Here is a 14,377-nt window from a genome sequence, read left to right on the forward strand (position 1 = left end):
AGGTGCGTTGGGCAGACATTGAGTAATCGAGGTATGGATACCGAGAAGCGATGGTGAGTCAGGGACGACGAATCAGAGCGATTTGCGAAAATGGCAAACCAGAAGCGCCGTAGCGTTTCACGCCGTGGGGCGTCGTCGGGTTTCCAAAGGGCGAGGGACGAGCATCGTCCTTTGGCTCTGGTGTGGAACGAGTAGTTCCACGACTTTCGCAACGGCAGGTTGCAATCACGCAGTGATAATCTTTCCCACGCGTTAGCGTGAAATGGCGCCAGCCATTCAGCCATGCAACCGCAGGTTGCTAATCCCCGAGTATTACTGCTCGCCCCACATTTCCATTCTGTTACAAATTAGTTACCCATCCTTGCCATATATCCGGCCTGTCGATGTTAAAAATGTTATAACATAACGCCCTTAGTTAAGCCCCCGATTGATAAGGACACATAATGAGAACGCGCCCAACGCGTCTGCTATGGTTAGCGCCGGTACTAGGTTTACTCGTACACGTGCCAGCGACTTATGCAGCAATTCAACAAACTAAAGGCGACTTCGAAGATAAGTTTCGACAACTAGACGAAGTGCTGCCAACCCCGAACGTTTACCGCAACGCCGCAGGCGAGGCGGGTCATCAATACTGGCAACAACAAGTCGACTACGTGATTAACGCCAAACTCGACGAGAACAAAAAGCGTATTGATGCGTCTGAAAAAATCACTTACCACAACAACTCGCCAGACACGCTGAAATATTTGTGGATCCAACTGGATCAAAATAAATTCCGCCCTGATTCCATGTCAGCGTTGACGGAAACCTTTGGTGGCAATAGCGGCCGTGGCCCAGCATCGCAATCCGCCAGTGATGATAAACCAGCAAAACTGAGCTTGGGTGCACTGCGTCGCCAGCATTTTGTGGCGGATCACGAGCTGGGTTTCCAAATCAATTCGGTTAAGAGTGACGGCGACGATCTGCACTATGTGATTGTGGGCACGCTGATGCGTATCGATTTGGCCGAACCGCTCAAGTCCGGCAAGTCTGTTAAATTCTCCATCGATTACGGCTACAACATTGTCGAAGAAGATGCGGTATCTGCGCGTTCTGGCTACGAGCATTTCCCTGATGATAAGCGCGAAGGCGGCAATGATATCTTCCTGTTGGCGCAGTGGTTCCCACGTTTAGCGGCGTACACCGACTATGAAGCATGGACCAATAAAGAGTTTTTAGGCCGCGGTGAGTTTACCTTGGAGTTTGGTAACTACGACGTGTCGATGACCGTGCCAGCCGATCACATTGTGTCGGCCACCGGTGTGCTGCAAAACCCGAAAGATGTGCTGACCAGCACGCAACGCGATCGTCTTGAGCAAGCTAAAACCGCTAAGCGTCCAGTATTTATCGTGACCGAGGAAGAAGCGCTCGAAAACGAAAAAGCGGGTACTGATAAAACTAAAACGTGGCGCTTTAAAGCCGACAACGTGCGTGATTTTGCGTGGGCCTCCTCACGTAAATTTATGTGGGATGCCAAAGGCGTTGAGCAGGGCGGCCCGCAAAAACATGTAATGGCGATGTCGTTCTACCCGAAAGAGGGCGGCGATTTGTGGAAGAAATATTCCACTGAAGCCGTGGTACATACGCTGGATGTGTATAACCGTTTCACCTTTAACTATCCGTACCCAACCGCGCAGTCAGTTAACGGCCCGGTAGGTGGTATGGAATATCCGATGATTTCGTTCAACGGCCCACGTACCGAGCTGCAAGATGATGGTTCGCGTACTTACTCGTTATCAGAAAAACGTTTTCTGATCGGGGTGGTGATCCACGAAGTCGGCCATAACTATTTCCCGATGGTGGTTAACTCGGATGAACGCCAATGGACGTGGATGGACGAGGGCTTAAACAGCTTCTTGGATGGCGTTGCTGGCCGCGAGTGGGACCCAAAAATCCCTTGGGGTGTGGAGCCGCGTGATGTTGTGGGTTACATGAAAGGCTCGTCACAAGTGCCGGTAATGACCCAGTCCGACTCCGTACTGCACCTCGGCCCGAACGCTTACACCAAACCAGCGGTTGCGCTGAACATTTTGCGCGAAACCATTCTTGGCCGTGAACTGTTTGATTTTGCCTTTAAAGAATACGCCCAGCGTTGGATGTTCAAACGGCCAACGCCGTCAGACTTTTTCCGCACCATGGAAGAAGCCTCTGGTGTGGATCTGGACTGGTTCTGGCGTGGCTGGTTTTACACCACCGATCACGTGGATATCTCTATCGACCGCGTCTACAAATTGCGACTGGACACCGAAAATCCAGACATCGATTTGCAGCGCCAACGTGAAGCGGAACTCGACAAGCCGCTGTCGTTGACCGACGAGCGTAACCGTAACGAAGGCCGCAAGCTGTGGGTGGATCGTTTTGAAGATATTAAAGACTTCTACGACACAAACGACCAATTCACTGTGACCAACAAAGACCGCAATAAGTACCGTGAATTCCTGAAAGATTTGGAACCATGGGAGCGCCAAACTCTGGAGCGCGCAGTCAGAGAAGATAAAAATTACTATGTGATGGATTTTAGTAATTTGGGCGGTTTGGTGATGCCAATTCTGTTAGAACTGGATTTTGCCGATGGCACCAAAGAGTCGGTGCGCATTCCAGCAGAAATCTGGCGTCGCAGCCCGAAAGCGGTATCTAAGCTGATTGTGACCGACAAGGATAAAGAACTGGTGAGTGTGACTGTCGATCCGCGTTGGGAAACCGCTGATGTGGACGTAGAAAACAACTACTACCCACGCCGCATTATTCCGTCACGTATTGAAGCGTATAAAGATAAGAAGGGCGACGGTCGCGTGAATATGGATCTGATGCAAGACAGTAAAGCCGAGCTGAAGACCGAAGACGATGACAAGAACAAGGACGCCAAGCATGACGAATAAGCCGCCGCGCTATATTCGCCTGAGCGTACAGCTTGGTTCGGCATTGTTGCTGATGTTGATGGCGCAGCTCGCTGCTGCGCATCAAATCAAAGCCGCCATCACCACGGTGTTGTTCAATACCCACACGCAGAACATTGAGGTGATGCACCGTTTTAACCTGCACGATGCCGAGCATGCGGTAAAAGCGCTGTTCGATAAAAAGGCTGACATTCTCGGTGACGACAAGACGCAACAGCAATTTGCTGATTATGTTGCGGCGCGTTTTGAGCTGCTGGATGCCAACGGTGCGCCGTTGCAGTTAAAGTCGGTGGGTTATGAAATTGAAGGCAAGTTTTTCTGGGTCTATCAGGAAACCGCCGAGCCACCAAATCTGCAAGGCTTAACCATTCGCCATAATGCGCTGCGCGATCTGTGGCCAGCGCAGATCAACACCTTAAATGTTGAAGGCCATGGTGACATTAAAACGCTAACATTCCGCGATAACGTGGAGCTGTTAAGCGTGGAGTTTGATGCACAGCATTAGCATGCATTGCACCTTCGGCCATAAAAAAGCAGCTGTAGTGACAGCTGCTTTTTGTCGTTTTATCCGCGCTATTTTTTAATGAACTCGCTGATACTGCTGACGACCTTGTCGGCTAACGGAAGTTCGGGGTTGTTATAGGTTTGAATGTTGGCTTGTCTATCTTGCGGGGCAAGTTTGAGTATGTGGTTCATGCCATCAATGACCACTTTTTGCGCCTGCGGGTTGGCATCGGCTAGCAGTGTTGCCTGCAGTGTATCAACTTGAATATCGTGTGAGCCTTGCAGCACCAGTAGCGGGAGTTGTAGCTTGGCAATCTCTTTGGCGGGGTCGTATTGGAACCAAGATATCAAGTAAGGTTGCACGCTCGGCCGAAACAGCGCATTAAGCATAGTTGGTACCTCGGCCACTGTTTGCCCTTGCTCTAGCTTGGCGAGAATCGGGCTGGCTTGTTCTTTTACCACTTCTGGCTGCGCCTCGAGTTGGACGCGGATAATTTTGGCGGCGGAAACACCGACACCGGCAATAGACACCAGCTTGCTGACAGGCGTTTGTTGCGCTGTGAGTATGCCAACCAGCGAGCCTTCGCTGTGACCAATAATCACCAATTTTTTGAAGTGTTGTTCTCGCCGCAAATAATCGAGCCACAGTACCGCATCATCCACATAGGTGCTAAAGCGCAAATCGGTTTCTGATGGCCCAGCATCTAAACTGGCGGCCACGCCGCGCTTGTCGTATCTCAGTGACGAAATCCCTTGGGTTGCCAAACCTTCAGCCAGCAGTTGCAAACTGTTGTTCTGCATTAAGGCATTATTGCCGTTACGGTCGGTGGGGCCAGAGCCTGCAATAATCAACGCCACTGTGCCTTGGTCGTTATCTGCTTTGATCAAGCTGCCAGTTAACGCGCCGGTGGTGGTGGCTAAGGTGACTTCGGTTTCGCTGGGGCTGGCAAGCGCACTGCTGCTGGCGATAAGTAAAGCGGTAGCTATCAACGTTTTCATAATATTCCCTTACATGAACGAAGTGATGTGAGCGAAGCAACTTTGCCAGTATGTGGAACGCAAGCCATGGCGTCTAGCGGTTAAATGGTAAACAATATCAACATATTCAACTGCGCCGCCGCACAAGTGTGGTATCAATCCTTGCTAATCAGTAGTAGTTAGGTAGCCTAAGAAATTGTAACCTGTTGCCGCGCTGACAATCGCTCAGTTGTTGGCAGCTATTACTCCTATAATTGCTATTACAGCTATGCCAATAAAATCTAACAGCGCCATACAGCGCCAACAACGAGCGGACGTTATGACGGATCAAAACAGTGCTGATAATAAGTTTCGTATCACTGTAACCTATCGAGTGGAGCCGGGCTGTTTGGGGCCAACAGGTGTGGAATATATCGAAGAGTTTTGTCGCTATGCCCAGACCGAGTTTGAAAAACTCGCTTATGCGTCAATGGATTGGGCGATTATCCCGCGTTATGACAAAAAGCTGCCAGAGATCCAATATCAGCTCGGTGGCAAGAATCTTTCAACCGACAAGGCCACCATCTATTTTGCTAAGCAAGGTTTGGCGATTGCACGTTTTGAAGAGTTGTTAGAGTTAAAAATTGCTGACTTGATTGAAAAGCACTTAGGGCGGCATTAAAGCTGATGGGTGTGACTGTTTTATTGAAGTAGGGAAGTAATAAATGGATGTAGCGAATGCGGTAAAACAAGCGGTGAAAGGCAGTTGCGGCGGTGTGATTGGCTATTGGCTTTACGGGTTCTTGAACGGCTTTGAAGATGTCAATTGGTACTATTCTCTGGCGCTGGCCGCCGGCATTTTTGTGCTGTTGTGCGGATATTATTTGGTTAGAGCGCAAGGTGCTAGCAAGATACGTGTCGCGAAAGAATAGAATTAACTCTCTGTAAAACATAAAAAAGAAGGCCGCGGCCTTCTTTTTTAATGAGCGAAATACATCAGTGCTTAGGCTTGTTTATCTTCGGCTAACCATTGGGCGAACTGCTTGGTGTAGTAGCTGACAATCACGCTGGCACCGGCACGTTTGAAGGCGATAAAGCTTTCAGTCACGATAGCGCGTTCATCAACGGCACCCGCCATAGCGGCAAATTTCACTGAGGCATATTCACCACCTACGTGGTAAGCGGCCAGCGGCAGATCGGTACGGTCACGCAGGCGAGCCAGTACGTCCAAATATGGCAGGCCGGGTTTCACCATCAGAATATCGGCACCTTCTTGCTCATCCAGCAGGGCATCAGCCAAGGCTTGGCGGCCGTCAGCGCAATCCAGTTGGTAACCTTTACGATCACCTTTCAGCTCGCTAGCAACGGCTTCGCGGAATGGGCCGTAGTAGGCTGAGGCGAATTTGGCTGAGTGCGCCAGAATCGATACGTTTTCATAACCTGCGGCGTCCAAACCATCACGCATGGCGCGGATTTGACCGTCCATCATAGCTGATGGCGCCAGCATATCGGCACCGGCTTTGGCGGCACATACCGCTTGTTTTACCAAGTTTTCTACGGTGACGTCGTTACATACGTGGCTGTGGGCGTCGATAATGCCGCAGTGGCCGTGGTCGGTGTATTCGCAGAAACAGATATCTGGAATAACTACCATTTCTGGTGCGGTGGCTTTGATGGTTTTGATCATACGTGCCAGCAAGCCGTCGTCATTCCAAGTATCGCTACCTTGCGCATCTTTATGATGTGAGATACCAAACGGCATGATGTAGCGCACGCCCAGTTGTTGCAGCTCTTTGATTTCCGCTTCTAGCATGCTTTCTGGGAAACGACTGATACCCGGCAGCGTTTTGATTTCGACCGGCTCAGTGATGCCTTCTTCGATGAAAATACAGTGGATTAAGTCGTCCAAGCTGATGTGGTTTTCACGCACCATGGCTCGTAGAGGCTCAGAGCGACGCAAACGGCGCATACGGCGTAATGGAGCGACAAATTTGGTTTGGCTATCTGACATGAGCTTTCCTTAGTTAAAACTGTTGCGGCTCGCGCAAGCGAAAGGCGTACTTTACTTGAGATTGCACCATTAGAGTGTGCTTCTATAGAAAGTGCTGACAATATAGGGGCTTTACTTAAGCAAACTATGAAATCGATCACAAATGTTTTGTTGTGTTCGATTGATGTCAGTCTGTTAGCTGCACAAATCATCAACAGTAACGCCAATACCGGCCATTGGAATCAATCCGTTTGGTGGTATGATTGCCGCGTTTTTTATTTGCCAATGATGTTGGCACCAAAAAAGGTTTAGTTATTCATGAGCTTCAACGCCTCCAGCATGCCGGTCATTCTGGCACTCGATACTTGTACTGAAAACTGCTCCGCTGCACTGAAAACCGCTAACGGCCAGTGGCATGAGCGGGTCGATGCGCCGCGTGAACATAGCCAGCGCTTATTGCCGATGGTGCAAGGTTTGCTGCAACAGGCACAGTTGAGCATGGCGGATGTGGGCTTGATTGCTTACGGCCGTGGCCCCGGCAGTTTTACTGGCATCCGTATCTGTACCTCGATGACCCAAGGCTTGGCGTTAGCGCGTGAAATCCCAGTGATTGGTATCTCTACCTTGGCGGCGATGGCGCAGCAAGCCATTAGCGAACATGGCGCGGAGCAAGTGTTGTGTGCCATTGACGCACGTATGGGCGAGATCTATTGGGCGGCGTTTCAAGCGGTGGATGGCATGGCGGTAGAAGTGGCGCCGGAGCAGGTTGCTGCACCAGAAGCTTTAACCGTACCGTTTGAAAATGCTAAGCCGATCTACTGCTGTGGTACAGGATTTGAAACCTATGCCGATTTGCTGCATATTAACCCACAGTTAACATTGCTCGATGCCGTGAAATATCCCGATGCCAATGCTATGCTTGCACTGGCTGAGCGTGGTTATCTCGCGGGCGAAGCAACATCAGTGGATGATTTGAAACCGGTATATTTGCGCGACACCGTGGCGTGGAAAAAACTGCCAGGGCGCGAGTAAACTCAGCGGGTGGGCGTGAATGACTCATGCCCGCTGCCGCAACGACGATTTGTGGTAGTTAACGTGCGAATGGATTAAGACAACGATGGCAATCTCACCAGTATCAATTAATAACACGCCGAGCTTAACGCAGGCGGTGGCGAGCAATCGCCCCGCGCAGCAGCGTGAGAAAGTGATATCGCCAGAAATTACCGCTGAACAAGCCACACGCTCAATCACCATTGATAGTGATGTCGTCGACGCTAAATACCAAGCGAGCCTTGAGTATGACAGCGACACCAATGCCCATTCCAAGGCCATTTCTCAATATCTGTTAACGCAACATGCCGATCAACGTGACACCATTTCCAGCATGGTGGGCGTCGACGTTTATGCCTAGTTCTTTACCTCAAACCGCTGAGCAGCGTATTCCCGGTCGCGGTCAGTTTATTGTTGAACTGATCGTCGCGCTGATTTTGTCGCGCGCGCCATTTATCTCTACGCCGTTTAAATGGTTGGAGTGTTACTTCCACGAATTATCCCATGCGCTTGCGACCTTGCTGTCGGGCGGCCGTATGAGCCATATCGAGTTATTCAGCAACGGCGCGGGTTTATGTTTCTCCAGCGGTGGCTGGGCCACCTTTATTGGTTTTAGTGGCTACGCTGGTGCGGCAGCTTGGGGCGCTTTGCTGTATTTTCTCGCCTGTAGCCGTTATGCCGCCAAGTCGGCATATGCGCTGATGGGCAGCGGCGTGTTGGTTACCATGCTGCTGTGGGGCAGGGATGTGCTGACTATCGCCATCATGCTGTCGCTCGCCGTACTGTTTTTATTGCCGCTGAAGTTCTATCGCACCGTGATCATGCGCGGTAGTTTGCGCTTAGTGGCGCTGATTGTGTTACTCAACGCCTTATCCAGTCCCGCCGTATTATTGGGCATCAGTGAACGTAATGATGCCGCGACTTTGGCGGACCAAACGTTTATTCCTGCCTTCATTTGGGTGTTGCTGTGGTTTGCCTGCGGTCTGCTAGCGTTAATGAGCTGCTGGTGGCGAATTAACCAAGCGCGGAAAAATGTTGTATGACATCAGCTTTTGCGAACATAAATTATATAAATCGTCATGTTAGACACTGACAAATCTCATCAACTGTGGCAACCTTGCGCCGCCGCTGAACCGCTGTCGTTTGAGATAGCCGGTCAGCACTATGCCGCATTAGCTTGGGGCGAGCCACATCTGCCGTTATTGGTGATGTTTCATGGCTGGTTAGACAATGCCATGAGCTTTGCGCCATTAGCCGAACAGCTACAGCAGCACTTTCGCATCATCGCTTTTGATTGGCCAGGTCATGGCTGCTCTGATTGGCGCCCGGGAAGTTATCCTTTGCAGTGGGTTGATTATCTGCTGGATATGGATCGCATGTTGGCGGCGCTACCGCGCAAGCCGCAGGTGGTGCTCGGTCATTCACTCGGTGGCATCGTGGCAGGTGCTTACGCCGCGCTTAATAGCGATCAGTTTGATCAACTTATTCTGATTGAAGCCTTTGCGCCGCTGCATGAAGCGCCGGAGCAAGCGCGTGGCCGTTTGCAAAAGAGTTTGCGTCAGCATCGGCAACGCGGTGTACGGGCGCGGCATTATGTTGAGTTGGCGCAACTGGTGCAGCAACGCCAACAGCTCACTGGATTAGAACACCATTGGTGTGAACTGATCCTTGCGCGTAATCTGGCTACCGATGAGCAGGGCAGTTATTGGCGTATCGACCCACGCTTACGCTGGGTTAGCCCCAGCCGCATGACTACCGAGCAGGTGGCATCGGTGATGACCACGGTACGCCTGCCCACTTTATTGCTGTATGGCACCGAAGGTTATGCCAACGTGCAGCAGCAATTGCCGTTGGCGGAGCAGTGGTATCAAGCGCTGACCTGCCAGCAGTTAGCAGGACATCATCACCTGCACATGACCCATGCCGCCGCCACTGCTGAGGCGATAATTCGCTACATTGCAGCGACAAAAGTCTAATGACGGCCGCTAGGAAATTATGTGAAGATGATCAAAATTCAAACGGGCGTATGATTTCTGTCACAAGATAGAACCCAGCACCCAAGTGTGGCCAACTGAGGCTACCGGAAAACTAAAAAGATAATGGCATGTGTCCGTCGGCACTAAGCAGCAACAACAGACGGCATTGCTACCGGATATTAGGAGAGATTTGTGGATCTACGCTGGATAAACCAGTTACCTGCTGAGGTGCCTGCTGAAATCGATGCGGATCGTTTTCCTTCTTTAGTGGCGTTATTTGACAACGCGATTAATCACTATGCGGATCAAACGGCTTACGTCAACATGGGCGTCGGGCTGACTTACCGCAAGTTGGAAGAGAAGAGTCGGGCTTTTGCCGCTTATCTCCAACATGATTTAGGCTTAAAACGGGGCGACCGCGTCGCATTGATGATGCCGAACTTATTGCAATATCCCATTGCTTTGTTTGGTATTTTACGTGCGGGTTTGGTGGTGGTTAACGTTAACCCGCTGTATAAACCACGCGAGTTGAAACATCAGTTAGTAGACTGCGAAGCCAAAGCGATTGTGGTGGTATCCAACTTTGCTAACACCTTGCAGCAAGTCATTGATGAAACACCGGTTGAGCACGTCATCATTACCGGCATTGGCGATCTGCTCGGCGTACCGAAACGCACTTTGGTGAACTTTGTGATTAAGTACATCAAGCGCATGGTGCCGAAATATCATCTGCCAAACGCAATCTCTATGCGTAAAGCGCTGCGCCATGGCGCGCGTCATGACTTTACCGAGATACAGTTAACCGGTGATGACTTGGCCTTTTTGCAATATACCGGCGGTACCACCGGCGTGAGCAAAGGCGCGATGCTGACTCATCGCAACGTGGTTGCCAATATTCTGCAAGCAGATGCGACTTTCTCGCCGCTGCTGGATGATGGCAAAGAGAACGTGGTCACGGCGTTGCCGCTGTACCATATCTTTGCGCTGACGGTGAACTGCTTCCTGTTCTTGCACAAAGGTTCACAAAACCTGCTGATCACCAATCCGCGTGATATTCCGGGGTTTGTAGCGGAACTGCGTAAGTTCCCATTTACCGCCATCACTGGGGTAAACACCTTGTTTAACGCCTTGGTGGCTAACCAAGAGTTTTCCCAACTGGATTTCTCTGGTCTGAAACTCACCGTAGGTGGTGGTATGGCGGTACAACGTGCCGTGGCCGAAAAATGGCAAGCGATGACCAAAAGCAAACTGCTGGAAGGTTATGGTTTGACCGAAGCCTCGCCAGTGGTGGCTGCGTGTCCGCACAACCTGAAAGAATATAATGGCTCAATCGGCTTCCCGCTGCCGTCAACTTTGATTCAGATCCGTGATGCTGAAGGTAATAGCTTACCGCAGGGCGAAATTGGTGAATTGTACGCCAAAGGGCCGCAGGTGATGAAAGGTTACTGGAATCGACCAGAAGAAACTGCCAAAGTGATCGACGCTGATGGTTGGTTGGCCACCGGTGATATCGGCTATATGGATGAAACGGGTTTCTTCTATATTGTTGACCGCAAAAAAGACATGATTTTAGTGTCGGGCTTTAACGTGTTCCCTAATGAAGTGGAAGATGTGATTGCCTTGCATCCTAAAGTGGTGGAAGTGGCCGCTGTTGGTGTGCCGAATGATGCCAGCGGTGAAATTGTTAAGGCCTTTATTGTGGCGAAAGACAAATCTTTATCGAAAGATGAAATTGTCGCCCATTGCCGCCAGTATTTAACGGGCTATAAGGTACCAAAACTGGTAGAATTTCGCGATGAACTGCCAAAGAGTAACGTCGGCAAGATCCTGCGAAGGGAACTTCGTGAGGAAGTTAAATCCGCTTAGTTACTGTAAAGCCGGCAAAGATGCCGGCTTTTTTATGGCCGCTGTCGCAGAGTTAAACAGGAGTATGTTTTGCAAAAGTTTGTGTACGTTGATACTGCTGATGCATTGCAAGCATTAGTCGCGCAGTACCAACGCAGCCCATTGTTGGTGCTTGATACTGAGTTTGTTCGCACACGCACCTATTACGCGCAGTTAGGGTTAATTCAAGCCTTTGATGGCACCACCCTGGCGTTAATTGATCCGGTGGCGATTAAAGATTTATCGGCATTTTGGGCGTTACTCACCGATAGCAATATCATGAAGCTACTGCACTCTGGCAGTGAAGATCTGGAAGTGTTTGCCCACCTTGGTCAATGCCAACCTGCGCCACTGCTGGACTCACAGCTGGCCGCGGCATTAGCTGGTATGGGCCACGGCTTAGGTTACGCCAAGTTGGTGCAGCAGTTGTTGGGTGTTGAACTCGATAAAGGCGAATCGCGTACCGACTGGCTCAAACGCCCGCTGAGTGATGCGCAGTTGCAGTATGCCGCTAATGACGTGGATTACCTGTATCAACTGTATCCGAAACTGTGTGCTGCGTTGGAACAGCAAGGCCGTATGGCGTGGGCGTTAGAAGAAAGCCAGCGTATGACCGAAGGCCGCTTAGATGCGCCCGATTTACCACACGCCTATTTGAAAGTGAAGAACGCGTTCCAATTGACGCCAATGGAGTTAGCGGTACTGCGCGCACTGGCGGCTTGGCGTATGGCTAAGGCGATAAAACGCGATTTGGCGGTGGGCTTTGTCATGAAAGACCATACCTTGCTGGCGCTTGCGAAAAAGCAGCCAACGTCACTGAATGAACTGCTGCAATCGCGCGATCTCTCCGACCATGAGAAACGGATTCACGCCAAAGAGTTGGTTAAAGTTATCGCCAACGCCGACAAGCAAAACCTGCCGGAACCCCTTGATGTGCTGGCGTTGAAGCCCGGTTATAAGTCGGCATTTAAACTGATTAAAAACGCGATTACGGCGATTGCTGAAGATAAACAGGCGCCGATCGAACTGCTGGGTTCAAAAAAACTGATCCATGAATATCTGGAATGGATATGGAATCAAAAGCAGGGCGCTCAGCCGTTGGTACTGCAAGGCTGGCGCGGTTCGCTATTAGCGGAAGGTTTAGCCGCGATTGAACCGCAACTGCTGTAACGCGGTAGTTGCATCAGCGCTAACCGCGTTGTGGGAGACTCAAGGCATGTCATTACGACATGCCTTTTGCTTTAAAGTGGTCGCAATAGGCGCGGTCTTCTTTTTGAATATGTTTAATCAGCCACGCTTTTAAGAAGTCCATCAGTTCATCACCGATATCTTCACCGGCTTCCACTCGTTTTTGAAACGCCAGCACTTGCTCCACTAAGCGCGTATGGTTGGCGCTATGGGCTTGCTCTTGCGGATATTGCAGCAGTTCAAATAGCGTTTCTTCGTATTTAAAGTGATTGGCGGTGTAATCAATCAGCCCTTGTACCACGCGTTTGGTCGACGCCGCGCCATACTTATGGTGCAGCAGGTAGTAAAGCTCGTTGATCAAGTTAACTAAGGTTTGGTGCTGACGATTGATTTCAAACAGGCCTAAATCCAAGTCCGCGTTCCACTGCATCAATTTAGGCCGCACTTTATCTTCACGCTCGATTTGGTCGCTATCCACATTAAAGCGGTGCAACAGCGAGGTGATTTCGCCCGCCATGTTACGCACGGTAACGCTTGCCATCAGGGTTTCTTGAGTGGCAATCACGTTGTTGTCCGACTCCTGTTCAATTTCGCTCAGATAACGGTTTAATTGCTCGGTTTCTGCCAACTGCTCTGACGACAGGGTAGAGATGTTATTGCTCAGTTGGTCGAGGTCGTTGATTTGCTGATTTAAGGTGGTAAAGCTGATTTCTGCCTCTTCCGCAGCGTTAAAGGCGTTGTCGATGCGGCGCTTGTTGCTTTCCATAGCGCTGACTACGGCGTCAATCTGAGTTTGTAGGTTGGAGATTTTGCTGTCGATATCTTGGGTGGCGGTTTGGGTTTTGATTGCCAGCTTGCGGACTTCATCGGCAACCACCGCAAAGCCACGGCCATGTTCACCAGCGCGGGCTGATTCAATGGCGGCATTGAGCGCTAGCAAGTTAGTTTGCTCGGCAATGGTGGTGATAGTGTCAATCACCTCGCCAATGTGGGCGCTCTCGCGACTTAATTCAGCAAAGTGCGCATCAGAGCGGGAATATTGGCTGCTCACCTCTTTAAGTGTGCTTTCTAGTTTTTTCATTGCCGCAATGCCATTGCTGGCTTGGGTATTGGCGGCCGAGGCTTGTTGATAGCTCTGCTCACAATAGTCGGATACGCGCGCAGAAATAGCTAACAGTTGATGAATCGCCTGCTTAGATTGACTGACATCCTCTTTCTGCTTGATGGCGCCGAGTTTGGAAATTTCAGAGTCTTTTTGCACCGTGTTAGCCACTTTCAGCATATGGGCGCTGGTTTTGCCAAGAAAAAACACGGTGCGGGAAACGTCTTCGCCGACGCGGTTTATCGCCCGAAACAGCGAGCCGCCTAACTGACTTTGTTGGTCAATACGGGTACTCAGGTCGCCTTGCGCAAGCTCCAACGCGGCCGCGCGCGCCTGCAATATAATCCGACGGAACAAGGTGAGCAAACAGGTGATGCCAACGGCATAAAGCAATAACAGCGACAATAAAATCCATTGTTGTTGCATCGCGAGGTAGGCGGCGATGGGAAGAAGAAAAATCACGACAATGGCACTGCCTGCCAGCGGAGAGATATTTATCACCCGCGCTAGTCCTTTATCTAACATGGGAAGCCTCATTTTTTAAGCGTACATCAGGGCAACCCGATTATATTAGTGCAGCCCTAATGTAACCATTGTCAAAAAGGCGTATAACCTTGATTGATTTGGAGAATTATTGTTTAAAAGTTGGTCAATAAGGGAGCTTTGACTACCGAGTAGCGGGGATGAGAACAGCGCCGATAGATCATTCGGCAGGCATTGGACTGAAAATATTGACCGTGTGGCGTGCATGCGTCAGAGTCATATCTCTTTTAGCGGCATAGCGTTAACT

At 50.4% G+C, this 14,377-nt stretch carries 13 protein-coding genes; 10 read left to right on the forward strand and 3 right to left on the reverse strand.

Annotation, left to right across the window (positions count from 1 at the left end):
- The first annotated feature begins 443 nt into the window (after nucleotides 1–443).
- Both L9G74_RS10885 and L9G74_RS10890 read left to right on the forward strand, forming a co-directional pair.
- Nucleotides 444–2,918: a M1 family metallopeptidase gene (locus L9G74_RS10885; protein ID WP_238896354.1), complete on the forward strand. Its 2,475-nt coding sequence runs from the start codon at nucleotides 444–446 to the stop codon at nucleotides 2,916–2,918.
- Complete coding sequence (locus L9G74_RS10890) at nucleotides 2,908–3,441, forward strand: DUF6702 family protein (protein ID WP_438944560.1); 534 nt, start codon at nucleotides 2,908–2,910, stop codon at nucleotides 3,439–3,441. Before L9G74_RS10885 ends, L9G74_RS10890 begins: the two co-directional genes overlap by 11 nt.
- Before the next feature lie 68 nt (nucleotides 3,442–3,509).
- Here the strand turns inward: L9G74_RS10890 and L9G74_RS10895 are convergent, their stop codons facing one another.
- Entirely contained in the window at nucleotides 3,510–4,439 is a 930-nt protein-coding gene (locus L9G74_RS10895) for an alpha/beta hydrolase (protein ID WP_238896355.1), read from the reverse strand.
- Nucleotides 4,440–4,737: 298 nt separating this feature from the next.
- Here L9G74_RS10895 and L9G74_RS10900 point away from each other — a divergent pair, with 298 nt between their 5' ends.
- Together L9G74_RS10900 and L9G74_RS10905 are read left to right on the forward strand one after the other, a co-directional pair.
- The gene (locus L9G74_RS10900) at nucleotides 4,738–5,079 is read left to right on the forward strand and encodes a hypothetical protein (RefSeq protein WP_238896357.1); all 342 of its coding nucleotides are present in this window, start codon (nucleotides 4,738–4,740) and stop codon (nucleotides 5,077–5,079) included.
- Between the two features lie 43 nt (nucleotides 5,080–5,122).
- Nucleotides 5,123–5,329 carry a hypothetical protein gene (locus L9G74_RS10905; RefSeq protein WP_238896358.1) on the forward strand — a complete coding sequence of 69 codons (207 nt, stop codon included), beginning with the start codon at nucleotides 5,123–5,125 and terminating at the stop codon, nucleotides 5,327–5,329.
- A 71-nt stretch (nucleotides 5,330–5,400) separates the two neighbouring features.
- On the opposite strand, the gene hemB is transcribed toward L9G74_RS10905, so the two are convergent.
- Nucleotides 5,401–6,408: a porphobilinogen synthase gene (hemB, locus tag L9G74_RS10910; RefSeq protein WP_238896360.1), complete on the reverse strand. Its 1,008-nt coding sequence runs from the start codon at nucleotides 6,406–6,408 to the stop codon at nucleotides 5,401–5,403.
- Between the two features lie 297 nt (nucleotides 6,409–6,705).
- Between hemB and tsaB the strand changes: the two genes are divergently transcribed.
- The 6 genes from tsaB to rnd all read left to right on the forward strand — a co-directional run bounded on the left by tsaB (nucleotide 6,706) and on the right by rnd (nucleotide 12,467).
- On the forward strand, nucleotides 6,706–7,419 hold the full coding sequence (tsaB, locus tag L9G74_RS10915; protein ID WP_238896361.1) for a tRNA (adenosine(37)-N6)-threonylcarbamoyltransferase complex dimerization subunit type 1 TsaB: 714 nt from the start codon (nucleotides 6,706–6,708) through the stop codon (nucleotides 7,417–7,419).
- An 85-nt stretch (nucleotides 7,420–7,504) separates the two neighbouring features.
- Nucleotides 7,505–7,798 carry a hypothetical protein gene (locus L9G74_RS10920; RefSeq protein ID WP_238896362.1) on the forward strand — a complete coding sequence of 98 codons (294 nt, stop codon included), beginning with the start codon at nucleotides 7,505–7,507 and terminating at the stop codon, nucleotides 7,796–7,798.
- Nucleotides 7,791–8,480: a M50 family metallopeptidase gene (locus tag L9G74_RS10925; RefSeq protein WP_238896363.1), complete on the forward strand. Its 690-nt coding sequence runs from the start codon at nucleotides 7,791–7,793 to the stop codon at nucleotides 8,478–8,480. The genes L9G74_RS10920 and L9G74_RS10925 overlap by 8 nt, the downstream gene beginning before the upstream one ends.
- 36 nt (nucleotides 8,481–8,516) lie before the next feature.
- The gene (locus tag L9G74_RS10930; protein ID WP_238896364.1) at nucleotides 8,517–9,413 is read left to right on the forward strand and encodes an alpha/beta fold hydrolase; all 897 of its coding nucleotides are present in this window, start codon (nucleotides 8,517–8,519) and stop codon (nucleotides 9,411–9,413) included.
- Between the two features lie 192 nt (nucleotides 9,414–9,605).
- Nucleotides 9,606–11,279: a long-chain-fatty-acid--CoA ligase FadD gene (fadD, locus tag L9G74_RS10935; RefSeq protein ID WP_238896365.1), complete on the forward strand. Its 1,674-nt coding sequence runs from the start codon at nucleotides 9,606–9,608 to the stop codon at nucleotides 11,277–11,279.
- Between the two features lie 69 nt (nucleotides 11,280–11,348).
- On the forward strand, nucleotides 11,349–12,467 hold the full coding sequence (gene rnd / locus L9G74_RS10940) for a ribonuclease D (RefSeq protein WP_238896366.1): 1,119 nt from the start codon (nucleotides 11,349–11,351) through the stop codon (nucleotides 12,465–12,467).
- 52 nt (nucleotides 12,468–12,519) lie between these two features.
- Here the strand turns inward: rnd and L9G74_RS10945 are convergent, their stop codons facing one another.
- Nucleotides 12,520–14,112 (reverse strand): bacteriohemerythrin, encoded by a 1,593-nt coding sequence (locus tag L9G74_RS10945; RefSeq protein WP_238896367.1) that lies wholly within the window; start codon nucleotides 14,110–14,112, stop codon nucleotides 12,520–12,522.
- Nucleotides 14,113–14,377 lie beyond the last annotated feature (265 nt).

This window comes from Shewanella electrica (genome assembly GCF_022321485.1).
Lineage (GTDB): Bacteria > Pseudomonadota > Gammaproteobacteria > Enterobacterales > Shewanellaceae > Shewanella > Shewanella electrica.

Excerpts from the sequence above, each read along its gene's own strand:
- L9G74_RS10895 (WP_238896355.1), bottom strand. The coding sequence starts at position 4,439 with ATGAAAACGTTGATAGCTACCGCTTTACTTATCGCCAGCAGCAGTGCG.
- L9G74_RS10900 (WP_238896357.1), top strand. The coding sequence starts at position 4,738 with ATGACGGATCAAAACAGTGCTGATAATAAGTTTCGTATCACTGTAACC.
- L9G74_RS10925 (WP_238896363.1), top strand. The coding sequence starts at position 7,791 with ATGCCTAGTTCTTTACCTCAAACCGCTGAGCAGCGTATTCCCGGTCGC.
- L9G74_RS10945 (WP_238896367.1), bottom strand. The coding sequence starts at position 14,112 with ATGTTAGATAAAGGACTAGCGCGGGTGATAAATATCTCTCCGCTGGCA.
- tsaB (WP_238896361.1), top strand. The coding sequence starts at position 6,706 with ATGAGCTTCAACGCCTCCAGCATGCCGGTCATTCTGGCACTCGATACT.
- L9G74_RS10890 (WP_438944560.1), top strand. The coding sequence starts at position 2,908 with ATGACGAATAAGCCGCCGCGCTATATTCGCCTGAGCGTACAGCTTGGT.
- L9G74_RS10920 (WP_238896362.1), top strand. The coding sequence starts at position 7,505 with ATGGCAATCTCACCAGTATCAATTAATAACACGCCGAGCTTAACGCAG.
- hemB (WP_238896360.1), bottom strand. The coding sequence starts at position 6,408 with ATGTCAGATAGCCAAACCAAATTTGTCGCTCCATTACGCCGTATGCGC.
- L9G74_RS10885 (WP_238896354.1), top strand. The coding sequence starts at position 444 with ATGAGAACGCGCCCAACGCGTCTGCTATGGTTAGCGCCGGTACTAGGT.
- L9G74_RS10905 (WP_238896358.1), top strand. The coding sequence starts at position 5,123 with ATGGATGTAGCGAATGCGGTAAAACAAGCGGTGAAAGGCAGTTGCGGC.
- L9G74_RS10930 (WP_238896364.1), top strand. The coding sequence starts at position 8,517 with ATGTTAGACACTGACAAATCTCATCAACTGTGGCAACCTTGCGCCGCC.